The sequence below is a fragment of the Fructilactobacillus sp. X8R2C1 genome (genome assembly GCF_059900955.1).
In genome coordinates, this window is the sequence record NZ_JBWXVI010000001.1 from 91,376 (window position 1) to 114,638 (window position 23,263).

General features: G+C 39.9%; 23 protein-coding genes and 1 riboswitch. Of the genes, 5 read left to right on the forward strand and 18 right to left on the reverse strand.

The window, feature by feature from the left end:
- Positions 1-10 precede the first annotated feature (10 nt).
- Both AC6UD6_RS00505 and AC6UD6_RS00510 read left to right on the forward strand, forming a co-directional pair.
- A complete protein-coding gene (locus tag AC6UD6_RS00505; protein ID WP_500695237.1) occupies positions 11-862 on the forward strand; it encodes a sulfite exporter TauE/SafE family protein in 852 nt (283 codons plus the stop codon).
- Positions 859-1,260, forward strand: a complete 402-nt coding sequence (locus AC6UD6_RS00510; RefSeq protein ID WP_500695238.1) for a DUF1634 domain-containing protein — start codon at positions 859-861, stop codon at positions 1,258-1,260. The genes AC6UD6_RS00505 and AC6UD6_RS00510 overlap by 4 nt, the downstream gene beginning before the upstream one ends.
- A 60-nt stretch (positions 1,261-1,320) precedes the next feature.
- Here the strand turns inward: AC6UD6_RS00510 and AC6UD6_RS00515 are convergent, their stop codons facing one another.
- From AC6UD6_RS00515 to lysA, 7 genes are read right to left on the reverse strand one after another with little or no spacing between them, the layout of a single operon-like run.
- Positions 1,321-2,493 (reverse strand): aminotransferase class I/II-fold pyridoxal phosphate-dependent enzyme, encoded by a 1,173-nt coding sequence (locus tag AC6UD6_RS00515; RefSeq protein WP_500695508.1) that lies wholly within the window; start codon positions 2,491-2,493, stop codon positions 1,321-1,323.
- 41 nt (positions 2,494-2,534) lie between these two features.
- Positions 2,535-3,587, reverse strand: a complete 1,053-nt coding sequence (locus AC6UD6_RS00520) for an aspartate-semialdehyde dehydrogenase (protein ID WP_500695239.1) — start codon at positions 3,585-3,587, stop codon at positions 2,535-2,537.
- A gap of 14 nt (positions 3,588-3,601) precedes the next feature.
- On the reverse strand, positions 3,602-4,381 hold the full coding sequence (dapB, locus tag AC6UD6_RS00525; RefSeq protein WP_500695240.1) for a 4-hydroxy-tetrahydrodipicolinate reductase: 780 nt from the start codon (positions 4,379-4,381) through the stop codon (positions 3,602-3,604).
- Positions 4,374-5,270, reverse strand: a complete 897-nt coding sequence (gene dapA, locus AC6UD6_RS00530; RefSeq protein ID WP_500695241.1) for a 4-hydroxy-tetrahydrodipicolinate synthase — start codon at positions 5,268-5,270, stop codon at positions 4,374-4,376. Before dapA ends, dapB begins: the two co-directional genes overlap by 8 nt.
- Positions 5,271-5,284: 14 nt before the next feature.
- Positions 5,285-6,469 (reverse strand): N-acetyldiaminopimelate deacetylase, encoded by a 1,185-nt coding sequence (locus AC6UD6_RS00535; RefSeq protein WP_500695242.1) that lies wholly within the window; start codon positions 6,467-6,469, stop codon positions 5,285-5,287.
- Complete coding sequence (gene dapD / locus AC6UD6_RS00540) at positions 6,469-7,176, reverse strand: 2,3,4,5-tetrahydropyridine-2,6-dicarboxylate N-acetyltransferase (RefSeq protein ID WP_500693521.1); 708 nt, start codon at positions 7,174-7,176, stop codon at positions 6,469-6,471. The genes AC6UD6_RS00535 and dapD overlap by 1 nt, the downstream gene beginning before the upstream one ends.
- Positions 7,177-7,179: 3 nt before the next feature.
- Entirely contained in the window at positions 7,180-8,490 is a 1,311-nt protein-coding gene (gene lysA / locus AC6UD6_RS00545) for a diaminopimelate decarboxylase (RefSeq protein ID WP_500695243.1), read from the reverse strand.
- A 98-nt stretch (positions 8,491-8,588) separates the two neighbouring features.
- A riboswitch (Lysine riboswitch) is annotated at positions 8,589-8,762 on the reverse strand.
- A 147-nt stretch (positions 8,763-8,909) separates the two neighbouring features.
- Between lysA and AC6UD6_RS00550 the strand changes: the two genes are divergently transcribed.
- The gene (locus AC6UD6_RS00550) at positions 8,910-10,280 is read left to right on the forward strand and encodes an aspartate kinase (RefSeq protein WP_500695244.1); all 1,371 of its coding nucleotides are present in this window, start codon (positions 8,910-8,912) and stop codon (positions 10,278-10,280) included.
- Between the two features lie 11 nt (positions 10,281-10,291).
- Positions 10,292-11,269 carry a diaminopimelate epimerase gene (dapF, locus tag AC6UD6_RS00555; protein ID WP_500695245.1) on the forward strand — a complete coding sequence of 326 codons (978 nt, stop codon included), beginning with the start codon at positions 10,292-10,294 and terminating at the stop codon, positions 11,267-11,269.
- 41 nt (positions 11,270-11,310) lie between these two features.
- Here dapF and AC6UD6_RS00560 read toward each other — a convergent pair whose 3' ends face one another.
- Both AC6UD6_RS00560 and AC6UD6_RS00565 read right to left on the reverse strand, forming a co-directional pair.
- Complete coding sequence (locus AC6UD6_RS00560) at positions 11,311-11,766, reverse strand: threonine/serine exporter family protein (RefSeq protein ID WP_500693517.1); 456 nt, start codon at positions 11,764-11,766, stop codon at positions 11,311-11,313.
- Positions 11,767-11,774: 8 nt separating this feature from the next.
- Entirely contained in the window at positions 11,775-12,560 is a 786-nt protein-coding gene (locus tag AC6UD6_RS00565) for a threonine/serine exporter family protein (protein WP_500693516.1), read from the reverse strand.
- 152 nt (positions 12,561-12,712) lie between these two features.
- Between AC6UD6_RS00565 and AC6UD6_RS00570 the strand changes: the two genes are divergently transcribed.
- A complete protein-coding gene (locus tag AC6UD6_RS00570) occupies positions 12,713-13,063 on the forward strand; it encodes a hypothetical protein (RefSeq protein ID WP_500695246.1) in 351 nt (116 codons plus the stop codon).
- A gap of 57 nt (positions 13,064-13,120) precedes the next feature.
- Here AC6UD6_RS00570 and AC6UD6_RS00575 read toward each other — a convergent pair whose 3' ends face one another.
- From AC6UD6_RS00575 to helD, 9 genes are all read right to left on the reverse strand, one after another.
- On the reverse strand, positions 13,121-14,014 hold the full coding sequence (locus AC6UD6_RS00575) for a cation diffusion facilitator family transporter (RefSeq protein ID WP_500693514.1): 894 nt from the start codon (positions 14,012-14,014) through the stop codon (positions 13,121-13,123).
- Positions 14,015-14,036: 22 nt separating this feature from the next.
- Positions 14,037-14,477: a nucleoside 2-deoxyribosyltransferase gene (locus tag AC6UD6_RS00580; RefSeq protein WP_500693513.1), complete on the reverse strand. Its 441-nt coding sequence runs from the start codon at positions 14,475-14,477 to the stop codon at positions 14,037-14,039.
- A gap of 21 nt (positions 14,478-14,498) precedes the next feature.
- Complete coding sequence (locus AC6UD6_RS00585) at positions 14,499-14,900, reverse strand: hypothetical protein (protein ID WP_500693512.1); 402 nt, start codon at positions 14,898-14,900, stop codon at positions 14,499-14,501.
- A gap of 57 nt (positions 14,901-14,957) precedes the next feature.
- Entirely contained in the window at positions 14,958-15,842 is an 885-nt protein-coding gene (locus AC6UD6_RS00590) for an RluA family pseudouridine synthase (protein ID WP_500695247.1), read from the reverse strand.
- 54 nt (positions 15,843-15,896) lie between these two features.
- On the reverse strand, positions 15,897-17,084 hold the full coding sequence (locus AC6UD6_RS00595; RefSeq protein ID WP_500693510.1) for an MFS transporter: 1,188 nt from the start codon (positions 17,082-17,084) through the stop codon (positions 15,897-15,899).
- A 106-nt stretch (positions 17,085-17,190) separates the two neighbouring features.
- Positions 17,191-19,374, reverse strand: a complete 2,184-nt coding sequence (locus tag AC6UD6_RS00600; RefSeq protein WP_500695248.1) for a heavy metal translocating P-type ATPase — start codon at positions 19,372-19,374, stop codon at positions 17,191-17,193.
- A 14-nt stretch (positions 19,375-19,388) separates the two neighbouring features.
- Positions 19,389-19,832, reverse strand: coding sequence for a CopY/TcrY family copper transport repressor (locus AC6UD6_RS00605; RefSeq protein ID WP_500695249.1), 444 nt, complete (start codon positions 19,830-19,832; stop codon positions 19,389-19,391).
- 143 nt (positions 19,833-19,975) lie between these two features.
- The gene (gene coaA / locus AC6UD6_RS00610) at positions 19,976-20,890 is read right to left on the reverse strand and encodes a type I pantothenate kinase (RefSeq protein ID WP_500695250.1); all 915 of its coding nucleotides are present in this window, start codon (positions 20,888-20,890) and stop codon (positions 19,976-19,978) included.
- 10 nt (positions 20,891-20,900) lie between these two features.
- Positions 20,901-23,201, reverse strand: a complete 2,301-nt coding sequence (helD, locus tag AC6UD6_RS00615) for an RNA polymerase recycling motor HelD (RefSeq protein ID WP_500695251.1) — start codon at positions 23,199-23,201, stop codon at positions 20,901-20,903.
- Between the last annotated feature and the right edge of the window lie 62 nt (positions 23,202-23,263).

A 23,263-nucleotide genomic window follows, 5' to 3' on the forward strand; every position in this document is an offset into this window, starting at 1 on the left:
AGTTTTATTAATGATTCATAGCCTTATTATCATGTTACTGGTAGGAGTTTTTGCGGGTGTTCTGGGTTCAATCCTAGGAATCGGTGGTGGGATGATCATTACACCGGTTTTAACCATCGGATTTAATCTCGACATTAAGTATGCGATTGGTGCAAGTATCATTGCCGTGATTGCTACCAGTTCAGGAGCAACGATCGCCTATCTAAAAGACAACGTCTTAAACTTACGGGTAGCCATGTTTCTAGAAATTGCTACTTCCATTGGGGCCGTTGCCGGTGCTTTACTAACTGGAGTGATCAATCCAATCTTTCTCTACATTTTATTTGGCCTGTTACTCTTCTTTTCCGGTTTAAATATGGTTAAAAAGATTTGGGGCAAACAGGTTCAAACGAATACAACCAGTGAAGATAAAATTGCAAAAGAACTCAAGCTAAATGGTTCTTACTACGATAAAAACCTAAAAAAGCAGATTGACTATAAGGTAACAAACGTTCCAGCTGGTTTAACCGTAATGTTTGGCGCCGGAATTGCCAGTGGCTTACTGGGAATTGGATCCGGTGCCTTTAAGGTAATTGCGATGGATACTTTCATGAAGATGCCACTCAAACCATCAAGTTCCACCAGTAATTTAATGATGGGGGTCACGGCAGCAGCGAGTGCCACCATTTACTTTTTTAACGGATCAATTTTGCCTCAGATCGCCGTTCCACTGGCGCTTGGAATTATCGTTGGAGCCACCGTCGGGTCACGTATAATGCAAATCATGCCTTCCAAGTTAATTCGAATTATTTTTATTCCCATCCTAATTTACCTTGGCATTCAAATGATTCTTAAAGGATTTGGGGTGAACTTCTTATCATGAGCACTCAAAATAATGTAAATCAAAGTGAGAAAAATCAAGAAACTGAAAATATTCGAATCGAAAAAATTATCGGAAAAATCATGCGTATCGGCGTGATTGTTTCTGTCATCATCATGGTCTTTGGACTTTTCTTGTACCTTGTTACCGGAACAACGGGGTTTGGCAGTCACTATTACCTAACCTCCTTTGGTCAACTGCTAAAGGGAATCATTCAATTAAAACCCTATTCCATCATGATGTTAGGCGTTTTTGCTTTAATCCTAACGCCGGTTCTAAGGGTGGTCGTATCAATCTATTCATTTTATAAAGAACACGATAAAATGTACGTCATCATTACTACCATCGTCTTCATCATCTTGATGATTAGTTTTTTCCTTGGAACGTACCTGCATCTTTAAACAATTTTAAACAAAAGCGGAATTAGACAAATGTCTAATTCCGCTTTTTTAATAATTACATTAACTTAAATAATTTTCCATCCGACTTAATGCTTCCTCTAAATCATCACTAGAAGCAGCGTAGGAAATTCGCACGTGGCCTTTACCACCGTCACCAAACGCTGATCCGGGAATTACACCAACTTTAGCGTTTTGCGCTAAATCCTTGGCAAAACGAACGTCATCATTTCCATAATTTGCTGGAATTTTTACGAAAATATAAAACGCTCCGGTAGGATCAATCGGATCAAGTCCCATCTTCTTTAGCCGGAAAATGGCCTCATCCCGATTCTTTTGGTATTCATCTCGCATCGAAAAAGCATCATCCATCCCATTCTTAAGTGCCTCAAGTGCACCATATTGAGCAGGGTCTGATGGTGAAGAAACTAAATAACCATGCATCTTATTAGCCTGAGTGATAAATTCAGCGGGTCCAACCGTGAACCCCAGTCGATAACCAGTCATTGCGTGAGATTTAGACACTCCATTAATTACAATCGTTTGATCAGGTAAATACTCTGCCAGCGAATGATGTTTAATACCATAGGTTAACTCACTATAGATCTCATCGGTAATCACAAAGAGTAAATGTTGTTTCAGAATTGGGACAAGGGCTTCTAACTGCTCTGGTGTGTATTCAACCCCCGTTGGATTATTTGGATAATTTAAGATCAACGCTTTAGCACTGGGATGATTTGAGAGTGCCTCATCCAATTCTTTAGGTGTTAAAACAAAATCAGAAGTGGACGTATCGATAAACACGGGTTTCCCACCAGCAAAACGTACTAATGACTCGTATAGGGGATAGAAAGGTGCTGGAATCAAAACTTCATCATCAGGATTAACCGTGGAAAGTATCGACGAAGCAAGCGCTTCGGTTGCTCCCATATTAACCATTACTTCAGTATCAGGATCATACTTTAAATTATATTTCTTTGCCATAAAGTTGCTGATGGCATCTCTTAAAGATTTGATTCCTTTATGAGGGGAATAATGCGAGTGATTATCTTCAATACTCTTCATCATTGCTTTTTTAACGTGTTCAGGGGTGTTAAATCCTGGTTCTCCCACTGATAGCATAATCAACCCGTCAATATCAGATATCGACTCCGAAAAAGCTCGAATTGCTGATGGTTGCAGTTGAGTTAAATTCTTGTTAAACCGATTTTGCAAGTTTTCATTTAAAGTAGGCATGTTAATCCTCTTCTTATCATCATCGTCAAGAAATTTAATCATTAAATTAAATCTCTTTTAACTAATTCTTCGCCAATTTCAACCGTATTTAGTGCAGCACCCTTTAACAAATTGTCGGATACTACCCACATGTTATAGGCATCATCATTTTCCTGGTCCGGTCGAACTCTTCCAACGTATGTATCTTCCTTGCCGGCAGCGTCGATTGGTTGTGGGTAGAGTTGTTTTTTGGGATCATCTTTAAGAGTTACTCCCGGAGCATCATTTAAAATCCTTTGGATCTTTTCACGACTGGCGGCTTTTTCATCCTTGACCGTGAAATAAACTGACTCACCGTGACAAATCTCCACTGGAACTCTAACACAAGTAGCAGTCACCTTAATATCTCCAGAATCCATATCATTCAACATGATTTTCTTCGTTTCGTGAATCATCTTCCACTCTTCGTGAGTATAACCGTCTTTTTCAAACACATCGATTTGGGGTAAAAGGTTAAATGCTAGCGGATAATGTTCCTTTTCACCTTTGACTGGAAAAATGTGAGCATCCATCTTTTTGCCATCAAGGTGTTCTTGCGCTTCATCTTTTAATTCATCAAGTCCACTCTGACCAGCACCTGAAGCAGCTTGATAAGTAGAAACAATAATTTGTTTTAACCCAAACTGTTTTCTAATCGGCTCTAACGCCACTACCATTTGAATGGTGGAACAGTTTGGATTGGCAATGATCCCATGATGATTCTCTAAAGCATCTGGGTTCACTTCTGGCACAACCAAGGGAACATCCGGGTCCATTCGAAACGCACTCGTATTGTCAACCGCAACGGCACCACGCTTCACGGCTTCCGGTAACAATTTTTTGGAAACAGAACCGCCAGCTGAAGCAAGGACTAAATCAACACCGTTAAATGAGTCGGGAGTGGCCTCTTCGACGGTTAATTCGTCACCTTGATACTCGAGCTTTTTCCCAGCGGATCTTTTAGAAGCCAACAATTTCAGACTTTTAACCGGGATACTTGATTCAGCTAACTTATCCATTAGACGTGTTCCAACGGCACCAGTGGCACCTAAAATTGCGACATTATACTCTTTCATTACTACTTGCCCCTCTATAAAATATTTTCTAATCCAACAACTAACCCATCTAAACCGTCAACTCTCTCAATGGCAACCTTTAAACCATTCATAAATGAATCACGATCAAAGGAATCTTGACGAATGGTGAGTGCTTCACCATCTCCGCCAAACAGCACCTGTTCATGAGCAACATATCCAGGAAGTCGAACGGAATGAATCGGAACTCCATCATACTCGGCTCCACGAGCACCCTTTAGGGTTTCCTCAGTGGATAAAGCTTTGGGTCGTTTCTTTCTTCCCTCACTGATTAACTTGGCCGTATTAATGGCGGTCCCAGACGGAGCATCTTTTTTATCCTGATGATGCATCTCGATCACCTCTGCATTAGGGAAATACTGAGCTGCCTCTTTAGCAAATTTCATTAACAATACCGCTGAAATTCCAAAGTTCGGCGCAATAATCCCACTCACATTTTCATTGTCCGCTAATTTTTGCAATTCAGCTAGTTGATCATCACTTAACCCACTGGTTCCAATAACCGGATGAATCCCATGATCCAAGGCAAATTTAGTGTTTGGATAAGCTGCTTTTGGAACCGTAAAATCAACCCAAACGTCTACATCTGGTCCCTTAATCTGATCAAAATCGTTATAAACTTTTACGTCTTTTGGTAAATCATAACTTTCAGGACTCAAATCGTTTGCTTTCGGGTCATATACGCCTATCAAATTAAAATCACCATTCTTTTCAATCATCTTAACGGCCTTTTGGCCCATTGAGCCACGAAAGCCTGCTACTAATACTTTAATCATTTAAAATGTCTCCTAAAGAATCAACGTCTAGTGCTTTTGCCAATTCTTTTTTCTCATCTTGATTTAGGGTTGCAATTGGTAAACGACAACCACCCACATTTAAACCATTAGCATTTAAAGCAGCTTTAGTTGGTGACGGGGAGGGATACATAAATAAAGCTTGCATCTTTGGTGTTAACCAACGTTGAAGCTTGCCAGCTGCTTTGTAATCCCCCTGATCTAAATCATCGTACATTCCCCTTAATTGCTTACCATAGACATGGGAAGCAACCGAAATCACTCCATCACCACCAAGCATCTTAGTTGCTAGTGCTTGTGGATCTTCACCACTGTAAACCAGAAAATCATCTGGAGTGTTGGAAATGATGTATTCCATATCAGGAAGTGAGCCACACTGCTTAATTCCAGCAATGTTATTGTATTCGGATAATTCCACGACCGTTTCCTTATCCATGTTCACGCCCGTTCGTCCAGGAATGTTATAGATGATGATTGGTTTATCTGAATGATCGGCAACGTACTTAAAGTGTTCCTTCATGCCCCGTTGGTCGGGTTTGTTGTAATAAGGCACAACCACCAAGCCATAATCAATCCCATCTAATTGCATCACTTTCTGGTTAAACTCAGCCGTTTGTCGGGTATTGTTTGAACCAGTTCCTGCAATTACCGGATACTGATCGCCCACAATCTTGCCAAATTCACCGTACAGTTTTAATTTTTCGTCTTCAGATAATGTCGGAGTTTCACCAGTCGTTCCGCCGACCACAAATCCATTGGTCCCCGTATCAACCAAATGTTTAATCAGCTTCTTAAGCCGTGTAATATCAACCTCACCGTAATTGCCAAACGGGGTGACGATGGCCGTTAATAAATCTGCTTTTTCTACCATGATTATGATCTCCCCTATTTTTTTGTTCCTTGTTGCATTCGATAATTCAAAAATCCGATAATGGCTCTACTTCCAATCGCAATTGCCTTTGGATTGGGGGTAAGCGTCGCCTCATGAAGCTGAGACTTTGGGTCACCAATTCCCAACCAAAACATTGTTCCGGGGATTTTTGACAACAAATAACCAAAATCTTCTCCCGTCATTGCGGGCGTCGTGTTAATAAAATCAACGTTTTTTTGTTTTTCCATGTAATCAATAAAATTACTGGTTAACTTCGGATTATTCTCGACTGGCAAATAACCGCCCTGATTCAGGTTGAGTTTAACCTGGCAGTCGTAACTCACTGAAATCCCATTAGCGACTTCTTTTAACCGCTTATCAATCAACTCAATCATTTTCTGGGTCAGACCCCGAATCGTTCCTTCAATTCGAGCATGACCAGCGATCACATTTCGAATGGTACCGGCTTCCATTTTTCCAAAGGTAACAACCCCGCCTTCAATCGGATCAACACTCCTTGATACAATCGTCTGAACCTGATTAATAAACTGACTGGCGGCCACAATCATGTCGTTTGCATCCTGCGGATAAGCAGCATGACCACTTTTTCCGATCAGGTCAACGTTGACCTCGGTTGTCCCAGCGAACAGTGTACCCATCCGACAACCGATTGCCCCAACCGGAAGCTGGGGGTTGTCATGTAGACCATAAAATTCATCTGGATGCCACTTCCCGGTAAAAATACCGTCCTCGTATGCCACCTTACCGCCATTTTCACTTTCTTCAGCTGGTTGAAAAAAAACTAACAAATTATCTTGGGGTTGATGAGCAGCATAGTAATTCAAGATACTCAACGCAACCGTCATGTGGATATCATGACCACACGCATGCATCACACCATCATTTTTTGACACAAACGTTAAATTCGTTTTTTCCTTAACTGGTAACGCATCAATATCCGTTCGGTATCCAATAGTACGCTTGGGATCAGTTCCATGGACCAGCACCAAAATCGCAGTTGGTAACTTTTCTGGTACATTAACTTCCATATAGTCCGTTTTAAACTTATCAATGACTTCTTTTAGATATTCATGGGTCTGAAACTCATGCATTGCTAATTCTGGGATTTGGTGAAGATGACGATAAATTTCAAGGAGATCATCGTCACTCAACTTGGTCGGGTTATCTGACACATTCATCACTTCCTTAAGTCGTCTTCAAGTTTAGTCTTAGACTTGGTCTGAGTGTCGATGTCCTTGATCTTTTTAGCAGGAACCCCGGCTACCATGGTATTAGGTTCAACATCATGCAAAACCACTGAGCCAGCAGCAATCACTGCACCCTCACCAACATGAACGCCTTCAATCACAACCGCATTAGCACCAACTAAGACGTTATCGTCAATTCGAACCGGTTTAGCACTAGCTGGTTCAATCACACCGGCCAAAACAGCACCAGCACCGATGTGACAATGCTTTCCAACGATCGCACGACCACCCAGGATGGTCCCCATGTCAATCATAGAATCATCACCAATCTCAGCTCCAATGTTGATTAAAGCTCCCATCATTATGACAACATGCTTTCCAATTGAGACCTGATCACGAATAATAGCACCAGGTTCGATCCGAGCGTCTAGGTTCTTGGTATCAAGTAATGGAACGGCAGAATTTCGTGCATCACTTTCAATTTCATAACTACTGATTAATTTTTTATTCTTTTTAAGAAATTTAGAAACGTTAGCCCAGTCGCCAAAAATGACACCAGTTTTGTTAGTGGTAAAATTCTCAATTCCCTTAGGAAATTTGATTTTTCCTAACTTACCTTTCAAATAAACCTTGACTGGGGTCTTTTTGTCTGAGTTAGAAATAAATTTAATGATTGACTGTGCATCTAATTGTGCCATCTTCTAGTTCTCCTTTAATTTCTTATCTAAGTGGGTCAGGTCCGCATAACTCTCACGTTGGACCGCTAACTGTGCTTTACCATCTTCAACAAACACAACGGCTGGCCGTGGATTTCGATTATAGTTGGAAGCCATTGAGTATCCGTAAGCCCCGGTGTTGAAGATTACAAAAATGTCTCCCGGTTGGCTCTTTGGGAGCGGTTGATTCTTAATCAAGATATCACCTGATTCACAGTATTTCCCGGCAATTCGGACGGTTTCAACCGGCTTTCCATCAACATTGCCTGCAAGAGCGCCTTCATAGTCTGCTTCATATAAAGCTGGCCGAATGTTATCACCCATCCCACCATCAACGGAAACGTACGACTTAATCCCGGGGACATCTTTTCTGGAACCAATTGTGTACAAACTATAACCTGCTGAACCGACGATTGAACGGCCCGGTTCAATCCAAATTGATGGAGTTGGTAAATCAGCCTCAGTCGTTTTTTCTTTAATCTCATCCACAATGGCTGAAACGAAGTCCTCTGGGGCGACGGGATGTTCTTCGTCGGTGTATTGAATACCAAAACCACCACCAACGTTGATTACTTTCGCCGTGTAATCAAAATCGTCATGCCAGTGCTTCATTACATCAACAAGTTTATCGGCAGCTCCCACAAAGCCTTCGGGTGAAAAAATCTGAGACCCAATGTGAGCATGAACCCCTTTCATATTCATTCGCTTCTCAGAAAGGACCTTTTGTAAAGCTTCATCAGCTTGTCCTGATGCCAGATCGAATCCAAACTTACTGTCGACCTGACCCGTTTGGATGTACTCATGAGTATGAGCTGAAATACCAGGGGTAATCCGTAACATCACGTCGATGTTTTTATCTTGCTCTTCTAGCACGTCGTGGAGTAACTCAATTTCATGGAAATTATCCAACATAATCGTTCCCACTCCGTTTTTGACAGCCATCGTTAGTTCGTCTTTTGATTTATTGTTGCCGTGAAAACTGACCCGTGCCATCGGAAAATCAGCTTGAAGCGCAGTGTACAACTCGCCACCGGAAACTACGTCAATTCCAGCTCCCTCTTGCTTCACAATTTGATACATTCCAACCGTGGCAAACGCCTTACTAGCATAATTAACCGAGTAACTAACTTTACGGTCTTCAAAAACCCGTTTAAATTTTTCAATTTGACTCTTGATCTTACTAACGTCATAAACCTCTAGGGGTGTTCCATATTCTTTTGCTAAATCACTGGCCTTAATCCCACCAATGTACAAATCATGATTTCTTATATCTTGCTTATCAATAACCGACTTCATCTCGCACCTCTTAAATAATTTATAAAAAAAGATCTTTTTGCTCAGGAGTTGAACAAAAAGATCTAAAAATAATTAATTTGACATTATTTGATCAAATATTCTTGAATAGCTCCCCGCAGAATATCTGCGACAGTCCGCGATTTATTAAATCACGTCCCAGCACCAGTGCCACTACTCTGACAGAGTGCTTCGGCAAACAACCCTTTCACTAACTTCTTCGACGAGTAAATCTCCATTAGCTAATCTTGTTACCTGCAACCTCTATTTAAATTTGTTAAAAATATAACCCATTTTGACCTATTCGTCAATTAATATCATCTAAATTAATAATTATTTCACATATTTTGGGTTCCAAGATTGATAAATTAAAAATTAATGCTACAATTCAACTTAATTAAATTCTTAAGGATGAATAATTCATGAAAGTAACCAAATTCGGTGGGAGCTCACTAGCTAACGGAGCCCAATTTCAAAAGGTAATTAATATCATCAAATCAGATCCAGATCGGAAGGCAGTCGTTGTTTCTGCTCCCGGAACTCGCTTCAAAGGTGACGTGAAAGTTACCGACTTATTAATCGAGTATGCTAAAAAAGTTCTTGACCATGAAGACTTTTCTGACATTCTTAATCAAATTATTGATCGCTATCAAGAAATTGGTGAATCATTTAACGTTCAGACGAAACAGATTACCCAAATTGTCTCACAGTTAAGAGAATTACCTAATCAATCGTTTCCGGATTCTGCTCATCTAATGAGTACCTTTAAAGCTCAGGGAGAATACCTCAACGCGCAAATGTTGACGATGATTCTAAACCAACTTAAAATTCCCGCAAGGTTTATGGATCCAAAAGAAATTGGTTTTAAAGTCACCGGCGACGTTGCCGATGCGCAAATCAATCCAGTTACCTACGGAAACATCAGAAGATTTCGTGACGTTAAAGAAAAAATGATCTTTCCAGGATTTTTTGGGGTCAATGATGATAATCAAATCGCTACCTTTTCAAGAGGTGGTTCCGATATTACAGGCTCAATCGTAGCTCGTGGGCTTCAAGCTGATCTATACGAAAACTTTACCGATGTCAACGCAATCTATTCGGTTGACCCGAGGGTGGTTAAAAACCCGAAAGCTATCGACGTAATGACTTATAGAGAAATGAGAGAACTCTCGTATGCTGGTTTCTCAGTCTTTCATGATGAAGCCATCATTCCAGCAATCCAGGTCGGAATTCCAATCAACGTGAAAAATACATCGGCCCCTGATTTACCCGGAACCCTGATTGTTCCTGAAAATAAATTTCAACCAACTCGCGTAATTACTGGGGTAGCCAGTGCCAAGCACTTCTCAGCACTGTACATTCATCGCTATCTGCTTAACAAACAAGTGGGTTTTACCCTTAAGATTCTCAAAATTCTGTACAAATACAACGTGTCGTACGAACACATGCCTTCTGGAATCGATGACCTGACCATTATCTTTGATAAGGCCCAACTAAATGACCATATCGTCAAAGAAATTACAAGAGAAATCAAAGATGCCCTTCATCCCGATCAAATTCGTTGGATTAATGACTATGCCATCATCATGATCGTTGGGGAGGGAATGCAGTCTGATAATCACACCATTGAAAAAATCATTCGGCCCCTAACCGACAATGGCATCTCCATTCACATGATTAATCAAGGAGCTTCCAAGATTTCCGTGATGCTTGGAACTGACATTAAAGATTCAGATAAAGCCGTCAAGCTAATTTACAGAAACTTCTTTGACAACAACCGACTAATTTATTAGGAGACTAAATTATGACTAAATTACTTAAAGTACATGGATCCGAAAATCAATTCTTTATTTTGGATCAAACCGAATTAGACCAAAAACTAACTGACTCGAAACTTAAAAAACTTGCTCAAACCATTTCAGACCCCAAAAATCACATTTTAAACGGCGCCGATGGGGTTCTGGTAGTTGATTCATCAAACCACCCCAATGCACTGGGGAAAATGCGAGTCTTTAACGCCGATGGCAGTGAAGCTTCAATGTGTGGAAACGGACTTCGGACCGTTTCTCGGTACTTGTCACAAAAGTTTGGTCAGGATGCTTTCAAGGTTGAAACCAACGATGCAGATCTAGATGTGACAAAAGAAAGCGACATTGCACCTGGGGTTCCCGCCTTTAGTGTCCAGATCTCACCAATTTCATTTGACGCTAAGAGTCTGCCCCTTGAAAATATCAAAACACCACTGTTAGATCAGCCAGTCAATGATTTCATTTCTGGATTAGATTATTCAGCGGTCGCAGTGCCTAATCCTCATCTCATTAGTTTTATGAGTATGGATCAAATTAAATCAGACGATTTAGTTAAGCTAGGCAAAATGCTAAACGGAAAAAACAAGTACTTTACGGACGGCGTCAACGTTAGTTTTGCTAACGTTATGGGTCAAAATGAACTTTTCGTTCGAACCTTCGAACGGGGTGTAGGTCTTACAAATGCCTGTGGTACTGGAATGACGGCCACCAGTCTAATTTACGAAATCTTAACTCATGATTCGGACTTTGACGAAACCGTCAATATTTATAATCCAGGTGGTATGGTAAAAACTCACATAAAACGCAGTGGGGTTCACTACGATCTTCATTTGATTGGAAATGCGACTTTTACTAATGAGTTAAATATTAGTGAAGGTGACCTAAGAAACGCCAACCTCGATAATATTCAAATCACCGATACCGGTGAGGAGCAGGATTATCAAGACTTTGTCAAACAGCTTCAAACTAACTAAAAACCACATTGGTCGCTTGTCAATGTGGTTTTTACTTTCAATTAAGATACGATTCCTTTCAAAAGATGGGTGATGTGAAAGAACAGTTGAATCGCCAACTCGGCTAGTAAGAACCCAATCGCCAACGCTCCTGCAATCATCGCGACTTGCATTAAGTAAACAAACGCTAAGTGCGTGTTGCCCGTTGCAATGTATTTCATAACTTCATACGCCTGTCCACCGGGAACAAGCGGAACTAACGCTGGAATGTTAAAAACGATGATTGGCATTTTTTTGTACCGAGCTGCCAGCATTCCCAAGATCCCAATCGTAAACGCTCCAAAGACGTTTCCACCAACGTAACCACCAAAAATCGAATTGTAGGTTAGGTACACTAAATAGCTGGCAACCCCCACCAATCCACCTAGATTAAGAGCACGCGGTGGCACGTTGATCAAAATTGCAAAACAAAGGGTGGCAACGTAAACTCCAATTATTTTCACTAAAATTTCAATCATAAACACCCCTATCCAAACCACTTCAAAGCAAGTGCCACTCCAAATCCTAAAGCACACGCTCCCATAATGGCTTCCATTGCTCTAGCTGGTCCACTAACAAGGTTGCCAGACATTAAATCTCGGACCGCATTAGTAATTTGGACGCCAGGAACAAGCGGCATCACACTCCCAATAATCATATTATCCACACCACTTCCAAGTCCCAACTTTCGGGCTAGCATGGCTAACATGCCAATTGAAATGGCCGCAGTAAATTCGTTTATAAACTCAACTTTCACGATACGATTCAAATAGTCAAAAATAATCCAACCTAACATCCCAATCAGACAGGTAATAAAGAATACCGAATAATCACCACGAAAAACCACTTCAATGGATCCTGAAAGGACCGCAGCCGCTAACATTTTCATCCAATACGGAAAATAAGTATCCAGATCACTAACGTGTTGCAATTCTTGATAGAACTGCTCTAACGTTGTCTTGTGTTCCGCAAAGCGTCGCGATAAATCGTTCACAGCCGTGATTTTTCTTAAGTCAAAAGCCCGCTTATCAATCTCAGTAATCTGAGTTTCTGAATTATCATTAACGGAAATCATAATTCCAGTAATCGTAATGTAAGTCTTCAAGTTTGGCATCCCAGCATTTCGTGCGATTCGCTTAATGGTGTCATTAACTCGTGTCATTTCTGACCCATTTTCAATCATGATTTTACCCGCCAACATACAGGTCTTAATGACCAAGTCACTATAATTACGAAAACGCGAATCCGGATCCAGTTGATTCTTCCCAAACATGCGACTCACCCCTTTTCTTTAATATTTCTAGCATATCAAAATATAAGTAAAAAATCTCATTGAGTTTTCGTTACAAAAAACTATTTTACGAATGGTATCCAGACAGATATAATTAAATTAGATTTGTAACGGTATCATACAGGAGGAAAAATATGAGTGACAATGTAAAGTTTAGTGATTTAAGTGAGCAGGGCCAAAAAAAGGTTGTTAACGATTTTGTTCCTTTCTACATCAAACTATTTAGGAACAACAACCTGGAAGTTATGAGTACTTTTGACGGTGAATCTGGTGTAATTGCTGATTTAAACCGTGAAATCGTCACTCTGAGTAATAATAGTCCACGAGACGTTGTCGCTGACATCATTGAACTTGACTATGGTGATTTCGCAATCCTTTTAAGTAAATTAAGTCAGACTTACTTTGAAAACGGTAACCCCACCACTGATTGGTCAGAATGGTATGTTAACGAAACCAATAAATTAGATCCAGACAGCACTTTATAGATCACTTTAAAATCACAAAAAAACAGTTTCTTTCTCTAGTAGAAAGAAACTGTTTTTTTATATGTCTTTGCCGTTATCGTAAAATAAATCATCATGTCTTCCCCGGTCAACTTCTGGTTGAATCGTGACATGGTCAATGTGATACTTACTCTTCAATAATTTATTAATCTTATCGTAAATTAATTGGACCTGATCTAAGGGCATATTTTTCATATTAACGTGAGCCGAAAAAACGATGCTGTTTTCATCCACCATCATCGCATGCACGTGGTGAACACCAGTCACCCCATCAATTTTTAATAGATCTTTTTTAATGGCAGCGTAATTCAGTTTGGGTGCACTTTCCATCAAAATCCCCACCGTTTTCCTAATGATGGGCCAACTCTCCCACATAATGTAAAGTGCCACTAGGATGGTCACAATTGGATCCACAATTGTCCAATTCAAGAAAGCAATTAAGATTCCACCAATAATAATTCCAAGCGATGACAACGAATCACTCAACAAGTGGAGGTAGGTGGCTCTCATGTTCAAGTTGTGCTTAGCGCCTTTATTTAACAAAAAAGCAGAAAAGAAGTTGGCCACAGTTCCGACAACTGCAACCACCAGCATTACTGGCCCATTAATTGTTTCTGGATGTGAAATTCGCTTAACAGCTTCAATAATCAAAAAAAGCGAAATTAAAATCAAAAACAATGAATTCAAGAACGCCGAAATAATTTCAGCTCGTTTAAAGCCATAAGTGTTCTGTTTGGTTTGTTGTTTTTTACTTATTCGATGAGCAATATAGCTCAATACAATTGAAATGGAATCCCCCAAATTATGGAAGGCGTCCGAAAGAAGTGACAAACTTCCCGAAAAGATCCCACCCAAAAATTCAAGAATCGTAATGACTGCATTTAATACCGTTACTTCGAAAAATCTCATTCCAGATAATTGATCATTATTCATAATCTTTCTCCTTTAATTCGACTTAAAAAATGTTCCCTGTATAGTGACTCTCTGGCATCTTAGTAAAATCATAAGCCTGGAGTTGCTCGCCGTTTTTCAGGTAAGCATGCAAACTTTCTGAGATCATTAGGTTAAGTGGTTCATCCTTTTGCTGAAAGACCACAACGGGCTTTCCCATTTGAACCCCCGCACCAATCTCATACGCAGTACCACTATCAACATTACTACCACCAAAATCAACCACAGCCACCACTGCTTTAGCTGCTTCTAGATTTTCCATGTCACGATGATAGATCTCGTTCGCCCATGGAAGGGTAAACTGTTCATTTTCAGCGTCCTGATGTTTACGTGGTGAATAAAAATCAGTCACCGTTGGATTTGCCTCTAATGCGTGTTCAACAACTTCAATTCTTTGAATTTGTTCGTTACTAAAAAATGGACTTGCTAAATAAATTTGGGCCATGTTAACTCTCCTATTTTCTGTTTAGTCTTCTACCATTCGCCATTCACCCTCACCAGCTTTTGAAATTAAATTCAAAAAGTGAAGAGCTTCTTTCGCTTGGTCCTGATCGTGTTTATATAATTCGTTTAATCCGGCACCCGTATTAACTGGTCGTGACAGATCAAACTGACCTTTTTTACCAGACTGACCAGTTGCCATTGCTACCACAATCTCGCCACTATTAACCCTGGTAACAATGAAGAAAATGGTAAAATCATCGTCTTTTTTCATGTAAGCAGGCATTGCCCAAATGTCGTCAGCAATTTGCTGCATCTCATAATCTTTGAACTTATAGTCAAGGTGATTCTTCTCATTCACCGGCTTATTAAGTACAAACATCATTTTATCAAAGGATTTTTCACCTAACTGGATGTTATCTTCCACGGAACATTCTCCTTACTTTACTAACTTTATTGTAGCAAATTTTAAAAAATTTACATACTAATTTTTGGAAATTACCTTTTCCATATCATCAGGCAACTTGGCTTCAAAATTTAACTGCCGTCCTTGAAACGGATCAAAGAAAGAAAGCGTAAAAGCATGTAACGCCTGGCGTTTAATTCCCCGATCAAGTGGACCATGATAAAGTTCATCACCAAGCAGCCGGTGACCAATCGATGTCATGTGAACCCGAATCTGATGGGTACGCCCAGTGTGAAGTTTAATTTCTAATAGTGATGCATCACTTAAGTCTTTTTTAACCCAGTATTCCGTCTGTGCGGCCTTTCCCGACGTAGTCACTTGTCTCGCAAAGTTATCACCAATTCGCCCAATTGGCTGGTCAATGAGCCCGTGCTTTTGTGTCATTTTGCCAGAAACGATTGCTAGGTATCGCTTATCAATTTCATGACGATTCAGCTCTTCATTGGCATAACTATTTGCCAAACGATTTTTAGCAACTAAGACCAGTCCACTAGTAAACCGATCCAAACGTGTAATAATGTGCGGTCGTAAATTTGCGGCCTCTTCATTTATTAAATAGCCCTTAATCCGATTCACCAGTGTATCGGATTGGTTGCTTGGGCCTGGAACAGACGTTAACCCAGCTTCTTTATTAACCACTAGCCAATTCTCATCTTCGTAAATTACATTAATTGGTTCAAAACTAACCGCAATTCGTGGATCAGATAATTCATTTGGGAGAAAGACAGAGACGACATCATCAAAAGCAACGTTAACCGATGGCTTGACGGTCTTAGCATTAATCTTAAAAGCATTTTTCGCTCGCTTTAAGTCTGCATACATCCGATGACTAATCCCATGTTGACTCAAAAAGGCCTTGAGCGATATGGGACTAGTATGAGAACTTTTAAAATTAACTTTCATGGTTTTTTGCTCCTTTGACCAAAATAAATAAGGCGATGCATCAAATGCACTGCCCTAATTAAATATTTTTCTGCGTAAAAATTTAATATCCCATACACCAACGGCTCCCATAGCTAGTAGAATAATTCCACAAACCACAAAGGTTAATGCGGGCTTATTGGAACTAAATACCGAATCAATCCCACCTAAAGCAATCGGTGCTAAAAAGATTCCACAATTACTACCAATCAACAAGATGGAAGTGGTTAAGTTCAGAGTTCCTTTGGATGAAATTTCAGTCGCAATGTTTAAAATGTAGGAAACCACAATCGCATCAAGAAAAGTTACTAGGAAAAAGCCAAGCGCCGCACTAAAGAACGAGTGTGATAACCCAATCCATAGCTGACAAAATCCACTAGCAATAATTCCGACGGGCAATAAATATTTCTTCAACTTCATCAGTGCCATACTGAAGACTATACCACCAACTAAACCAAAGATTGGCGCAATACTGATAACAACCGCTGACTGTTGTGTGGAACCAATCCCGGTTCCTTCAATAAATTCAGCAATTCGAACGGTGGCACCCACATACGTAATTTGATATCCAGCAAGTAGCATGGTCCAGAAAAGAACATCAGTATTAATCTTTGGAAAGTATTTGTTTTTTCGTTCCGCTTGATAATGTTCCACTTTTGGTGGTGACGGAACAAAGAAGAAAAACAAGATGGCAACCGGAAATGCCAAGGTATAAATTAGAAAAGCACTATGCCAGCCAAAATCAACTAGTAATGCACCAGCAACGTACGCTGAAATGGCATTACCCAACATCTCAAATCCACTTCTAACTCCCATCAGTTGATTCTTTTCTTTTCCCTTAAAGAAGGTTCCAATCAGACTAACGGCCAGTCCATTCAACAAACCAAGTCCAATTCCAAAAGCAAATCGTGAAATAAGCATTACATAATAATTAGTAACAAAAATGGGAATCACTCCAGCGATTCCGCTGACCAGCAACCCGAGTATAACGGTTCTTTTGGCACCAATCTTTTTAGCAATCCAACTACTTCCAAGCAGGAAGATGATCACTGCTAAAGCTGGCATGGTGGCAATTAACTCAATACTTGAATATGAATGCCCTGGAAATGCACGCTGCCATTGTGGTACTTCCGCTGAAACTGACAGTGATGACGCTAAAACTAACGAAACCGCCAACAACGAAAACTTCATCATTGGGGAATACTTTTTCTTTTGTTGATCCATGAACACCCACCATCCCTTGTTACTTAATTTATTACTTAATGGATCGATTATACAAAAAAAGAGTGGCAAATGAAAGCCACTCTTGCTTAATCGACTAATTAATTGTTTATTCTTTAATCTTTCCCATATGAAGGGTGAAAGCATTCACAGCCACAATGATGGTTGAAGCTGACATAATCAAGGCCCCAACGGCTGGCGAAAGGATAATTCCAATTGGAGCTAAGATCCCAGCAGCAAGTGGCATTGCAATGATATTGTAGCCAGCTCCCCACCAGAGGTTCTCAACCATTTTCCGGTTAGTTGCTCTGGCAAGGTCTAAGAAGTCAATGATATCTTCTGGATCACTTCTAACCAGTACAACGTCAGCCGATTCGATGGCAATGTCGGTTCCAGCACCGATGGCCACTCCAATGTTAGCACGTGATAAACTCGGAGCATCGTTGATACCGTCACCAACCATCATGACATCATTACCCTTATTCTGATACTCTTTGATGATTTCTTCCTTATTTTGTGGAAGTAGTTCGGACCGATAATCAATATCACCCAATTGATGAGCAACTCGCTTAGCAGCCAAGTCATTATCACCAGTGAGCATTACGGGGGTAATGTTCATTCTTCTAAGTGCCTTAATTAAGTCAATTGACTTAGGACGAAGAACATCTCCTTGGGCAATCACCCCAAGCACCTTATCATCACTTACCAAGTAACTAATCGAATTACCTTGACTAGCAAGATTATCAAATTGTTTATGATCGTAGTCCATGTGATTATCAGTCAGATACTTAGCTGTCACAATCTTATACTCTTTTCCGTCAATTTGTCCCGTTAGTCCAACTCCCTGAATGGCTTGGACGTTCTTGGCTGGGACGACGGAAACTTGCTCCTTTTTAGCCTTGGCTAGGATTCCAGCTGCTAGAGGATGACTAGAATTAGCTTCAAGATCAGCAAATTTAGTCAGAAGTTCTTCGTTACTCATATCGGAATCAGAGATTACATCATTGACTTGAAAGACTCCTTCAGTCAGAGTCCCAGTCTTATCCATAAAGACGTAATCCAAACGTTTAACCTCTTCAATTGACTGACGATTTCTGATTAACAGTCCATTCTGAGCGGCAATTGAGGTACTTCTAGCTACGACTAGTGGGATGGCTAAACCTAAAGCGTGGGGACATGCGATAACCAGGACCGTAATCATTCGTTGCAGTCCATAACTTAATCCGCTTAAAATCGTCCAAACGACCAATGCTAAAATTCCAATGATCAGGGCGCCATAGAACAACCAGCGCGAAACCTTGTCAGCTAACGTCTCCGCTTTTGATTTTTCCTTTTGAGCAGCTTGCACCATTTTAATAACTTGAGCTAGGTATCCATCTTTAGCAGTGGCGGTAACTTTGACTTGCATACTACCATCACCGTTGACGGATCCACCAATTACTTTACTTCCCTTTTTCTTAGTCACTGCCTTCGATTCACCAGTTACTAAGGCTTCGTTTACAGCACTAGTTCCAGAATCAACCACGCCGTCAGCTGGAACTTTTTCACCCGGTTGAACCAAAACAATGTCGCCAGCTTTTAACTGGTCTAGTTGAATATCCTTAGTTTCTCCGTTAGATTTAACCAAATGGGCTGTGCTTGGAAGTAGTGCAGCCATCTTTTTAAGCGCATCGCCAGCATTCATGACCGCATCCATTTCAATCCAGTGACCTAGTAGCATAATGACAATCAAGCTTGCTAGTTCCCAGAAGAAATTCATCACATGACCGTTTGGATTAATGAAGGTATTCATAATAAAAGCATACAAACTATAAAAGTACGAAGCTGAAATACCTAGTGTAATCAACGTCATCATTGCTGGAGCATGACTTTTCAACTCATTTTTGGCTCCACTAAAGAATGGTTGACCACCATAAAAGAACAGAATGGTTGAAAGAATCATTACAATCCAATCAGACCCCGGAAAGGTAATCTGAAACGGCAACTTCATCCCCATAAACGGAGAAAGTAATAAGATGGGAATCGTAATAATCAATGAAATCCAAAAGCGCCGTTTGAAGTTTCCCATGTTCATCATGTGGCCGCCGCCCATATCCATTGAACCGTTTCCCATGTTCATAGATCCATGATCCATTTTCATCGAACCATGGTCCATTTTCATTTTAGAATTACCCTTCATGTTCATTTGACTATTATCATTGTCTTTGGGGTTCATATTTTTCATATTATGGTTATCATGATTCATATTCATTTTCCCCATTGAATCATGTTTTCCATTGTCCATATCCTTCATTAAAAAGCTCCTTTCTATTGACAATCCATGCCCATATCGCCTGGTAAACAGTTACAATCCACTTTATCGGGGGCGGTTTTTAGCTTTTGGCTCAAAACTTCACCCAACTTGTGAATATCACTCTTACTAATCTTACTTTGGTTAATCAAATCCATAATGGTCTGGCCCTTACGCATGTCGCACATTTGTTCAAAAAGTTCTTCAGCACTTAGATTCATCGCATTCTGTTCGTTAACAGTGGGCGAATAAACGAAATAGCCTCCCTTTTTAGAACGAGTTAACAAACCTTTCTTAACCAATCGACTAAGTAACGTTTTAATCGTTGACTCTTTCCAATCACGTTTTTTCGCAATCGTATCAATGATTTTTCGTGATGAGCTATCTCCCATCGTCCAAATTAACCGCATAATTTGCCATTCAGCGGGCGTAATTTCTTCAATTTTTTTGGTTTGATCCAAATAATTCACCTCCAATTCATGGTTTACATCTGTAAATTCAATGTTAATCATAATCTACATCTGTAAACTTTGCAACCATTTAATCTATTTCTCAATAAAAAATCGCTCAATCATTGAATTATAACGATCGAGCGATTTTTATTTTAATATTTCCTAAGATAAACTTTATCAACGATGTGACCCACACCTTTATGAATAATAAGGTTGGCTCTTTCACGTGTTGGTAAAATGTACTCCTTTAAGTTCGGTAAATTGACGGTTTTCCAAACGTTTCCCGCCATTTTAACCGCCTGTTCTGGCTCCTCTTTTGCGTACTTATAGTAATAATTAGTTGGATCCTGAAAAGCCGTTTTCATTAACTTCTTAAAACGATTAAGGTACCAAGTCTCAATCAGATCTGGATTAGCATCGATATAGATCGAAAAATCAGTAAAATCACCAATATAGAGTTTCTGATGATCAGGAATTTGAAGCGTGTTAATTCCTTCAATGATTAAAATGTCGGGATTAGTGATGACATCATAACGATGAGGAATAATGTCATACGTTTGATGAGAGTAAACTGGTGCTTTTACTTCTTTCACACCGGCCTTAATCTTAACCAAAAATTGAATCAATGATTCCATGTCATAGCTTTCAGGAAACCCTTTACGATCAAGAATGCCCTTTTCTTTTAAGACTTTCGTTGGATACAAAAAACCATCAGTCGTGATTAGTTGCGTTTTCATGTCTGGTAATAAATCGGTAAAAAGGTATTGAAGCAAACGCGCTGCGGTTGATTTCCCCACAGCCACACTTCCCGAAATTCCGATGATAAATGGAATTTTAGGCGTTTTACGTTTTAGAAAATCACTTTCAGTAAGCTCCCAATCTTGGTAATGCTTAGAAGCCAGTTCTAATAAGCGTACCAATGGCATGTAAATATCAGAAACATCGTCAAGTGAGATCTGATCATTAAAGGCCTTTAATCTTTCCAAATTAGCCTGTGTAATTGGAGCAGATTCATTTGGATAAAACTGTTTCCATTCATTTTTACTAAATTCATAGAAATCCTTCAACAAAACTCACCTACTTGGTTACTAAATCATACTCATCTTTTGGGACGTCCTTAAACGTTGGTGATAACTCCCCAACTGAAATCACGTCCAGGCGGTGCATAGCACGACTACAAATTGTGTACACTAACTGGTCATCACGCTCCGTTGGATATTCTTCTTTAGAACCATTCCACATTACAACGGCGTCAAACTCAAGTCCCTTAGCTAGATAGGCCGGAACAACAATAACACCCTTGACCAACCGCTGATTTTCGGTTTGAATCAACGTGGATTTAATCCCATCTTTTTTTAGCTCATCATGAACTCGTCGACACTCGTCTAACGATTTAGCAATGACGGCCGTGGTATCACTCGCCTGATCATTTACCTGAATCGTATTCTTTAAAACGTTTATTCCATTATTAAAATCTTTGACAACGTTAACTTTAGGAAGTTCACCACTTCTAGCAAACGACTGGATCTTACTGCCATCTGGGATCAAATGCTTGGTAAAATCAGTGATTTGTTCAGTTGAACGATAAGACTTATTAAGTTCGATTACCTTGGTCTTCTCAGGATCAAACATCGTCTTCATTTCCCGCAAAAGGCTGTTACTACTCTCATGCGTGAAGATCGCTTGGTTGAGGTCTCCCAGTAAAGTAAATTTAGCCCTTGGAAAATTAAACTTGAGGTAAGCCAACTGAAATGGGGTATAGTCTTGAACTTCATCGACAAACAAATAACGCATGTGAATATCAGGACGTTTCCCAGATATTAAATCATACAAATAAAGATAAATTGAAATATCAGCATCACTAATTTTGCCATTCTTTAATCGCTCAATTGATTTTTCAACCCCGTCATTCCATTCTTGTTCATCAATTCCATACTTGCTCAAGTCGGTAATTCTAGGAACGTTTCTGATTAGATTAACGAACTGGCGATTGATACTAACAAATCGACCGCGAGTAATGGCCTTTCTAACGTTTCTAAAAGCGTTTTGGACAATCTTTTTAGCCAAAAAGTTATATTCCTTATCGGGATTATCCATACTTTCGCCATATTTAGCGTAAATTGCCTGAAGTTGTTGCTGGTCAAGTCCTTCAATGGTTTCTTCGACCCACTTCTTTTTCATCTCACTCCCAATGTGACGATTTAAAATCTTATTCAGTTCTTCCTTGGTAGCTTCCAAACGATTCCGTAAGTTATAGTTTTCGTTAAAACGATAGTAGATTTCACTAATATCTTCCTTAGAAATAAAGACATTATCTTCAAATTTAATGTCTTTAAACTGAAAGTTTTCCTTATTTAAATGATGAGCGTACGTTCCAACTAGATCAAAGAAATCCAAGCTGTTTTTGAAGTCAACCACCTTTTGTTGGTGTTTTTCATGAGTTTCGACAAAACGTTCACCAATGGTTTCAACCTCCAAGTGGGGAACTCGTCGGTTGGTGTATTGGTAGTACGTCATCTGAACCATATTTTGTTCCCCTAACTCGGGTAAGACCTCATTGATGTAGTCATTAAAAAGTTGGTTGGGGGAAAATAAGATTACCTGTCCAGAATTCAAATTACCACGATAACGATAAAGTAAGTATGCAATTCGTTGCAAAACAGCAGCCGTTTTTCCTGACCCGGCCGCTCCTTGAACAAAAAGCAAATCAGAATCAGTATCACGAATGATCTGGTTCTGCTCTTTTTGAATCGTGGTAACGATGCTCTTCATTTTGGTATCAGACTGATGACTGAGATTTTCTAGAAGTAAGTTGTCTCCAAGGGCTTCGTCTGTATCAAAGATGGTTTCAATCTTACCGTTCTTGATCTCAATCTGTCGCTTTAACTTGACGTCAACCTTTTGGGGACCAGCCGGTGAATCATACGTCATTTCACCAATTCCACTATCATAGTAAATACTGGAAATAGGTGCCCGCCAGTCGTACACCAGATAATCGTCAGGATTATCGGTAAATGACGCTAGGCCAATGTAAATGGTTTCAGTGTGTTTCTCGCCTTCTTCGTGAAAATCAATTCGAGCAAAGTAGGGATTTTGATCCAGCCGTTTTAGCGTATCAAGATCCCTTGCGGCGTTCTTCCAGCGATTCTCACGTTCCGAAAGTAATTGCTGTTGCTGTCTAACCGAGACACCCGTCTCCATCTGTCCACTATATGTACTTGTCTTTAAACGAACATCGTTAAAAAAGTTCTTTTGGATTTCCGATTGGTCACCCTTCGCTTTTTTAATTTTTTTAGCAGCATCGACCTCTGCCATTTCAATTTTGCTTTCAACAAAATCAAGGTGTTTCTGTTCTTCATCTTTAATTGAATTTTCCAACGGATAATCCCTCCTGCTTGCTAAACTTGATTAAATATTCTAACATATTAACTCAACTGAAC

What these genes read in the sequence shown, in the direction of transcription:
- AC6UD6_RS00505 (WP_500695237.1), top strand. Translation starts at nt 11, where the DNA reads ATGATTCATAGCCTTATTATCATGTTACTGGTAGGAGTTTTTGCGGGT.
- AC6UD6_RS00510 (WP_500695238.1), top strand. Translation starts at nt 859, where the DNA reads ATGAGCACTCAAAATAATGTAAATCAAAGTGAGAAAAATCAAGAAACT.
- AC6UD6_RS00515 (WP_500695508.1), bottom strand. Translation starts at nt 2,493, where the DNA reads ATGCCTACTTTAAATGAAAACTTGCAAAATCGGTTTAACAAGAATTTA.
- AC6UD6_RS00520 (WP_500695239.1), bottom strand. Translation starts at nt 3,587, where the DNA reads ATGAAAGAGTATAATGTCGCAATTTTAGGTGCCACTGGTGCCGTTGGA.
- dapB (WP_500695240.1), bottom strand. Translation starts at nt 4,381, where the DNA reads ATGATTAAAGTATTAGTAGCAGGCTTTCGTGGCTCAATGGGCCAAAAG.
- dapA (WP_500695241.1), bottom strand. Translation starts at nt 5,270, where the DNA reads ATGGTAGAAAAAGCAGATTTATTAACGGCCATCGTCACCCCGTTTGGC.
- AC6UD6_RS00535 (WP_500695242.1), bottom strand. Translation starts at nt 6,469, where the DNA reads ATGAATGTGTCAGATAACCCGACCAAGTTGAGTGACGATGATCTCCTT.
- dapD (WP_500693521.1), bottom strand. Translation starts at nt 7,176, where the DNA reads ATGGCACAATTAGATGCACAGTCAATCATTAAATTTATTTCTAACTCA.
- lysA (WP_500695243.1), bottom strand. Translation starts at nt 8,490, where the DNA reads ATGAAGTCGGTTATTGATAAGCAAGATATAAGAAATCATGATTTGTAC.
- AC6UD6_RS00550 (WP_500695244.1), top strand. Translation starts at nt 8,910, where the DNA reads ATGAAAGTAACCAAATTCGGTGGGAGCTCACTAGCTAACGGAGCCCAA.
- dapF (WP_500695245.1), top strand. Translation starts at nt 10,292, where the DNA reads ATGACTAAATTACTTAAAGTACATGGATCCGAAAATCAATTCTTTATT.
- AC6UD6_RS00560 (WP_500693517.1), bottom strand. Translation starts at nt 11,766, where the DNA reads ATGATTGAAATTTTAGTGAAAATAATTGGAGTTTACGTTGCCACCCTT.
- AC6UD6_RS00565 (WP_500693516.1), bottom strand. Translation starts at nt 12,560, where the DNA reads ATGTTTGGGAAGAATCAACTGGATCCGGATTCGCGTTTTCGTAATTAT.
- AC6UD6_RS00570 (WP_500695246.1), top strand. Translation starts at nt 12,713, where the DNA reads ATGAGTGACAATGTAAAGTTTAGTGATTTAAGTGAGCAGGGCCAAAAA.
- AC6UD6_RS00575 (WP_500693514.1), bottom strand. Translation starts at nt 14,014, where the DNA reads ATGAATAATGATCAATTATCTGGAATGAGATTTTTCGAAGTAACGGTA.
- AC6UD6_RS00580 (WP_500693513.1), bottom strand. Translation starts at nt 14,477, where the DNA reads ATGGCCCAAATTTATTTAGCAAGTCCATTTTTTAGTAACGAACAAATT.
- AC6UD6_RS00590 (WP_500695247.1), bottom strand. Translation starts at nt 15,842, where the DNA reads ATGAAAGTTAATTTTAAAAGTTCTCATACTAGTCCCATATCGCTCAAG.
- AC6UD6_RS00595 (WP_500693510.1), bottom strand. Translation starts at nt 17,084, where the DNA reads ATGGATCAACAAAAGAAAAAGTATTCCCCAATGATGAAGTTTTCGTTG.
- AC6UD6_RS00600 (WP_500695248.1), bottom strand. Translation starts at nt 19,374, where the DNA reads ATGAAGGATATGGACAATGGAAAACATGATTCAATGGGGAAAATGAAT.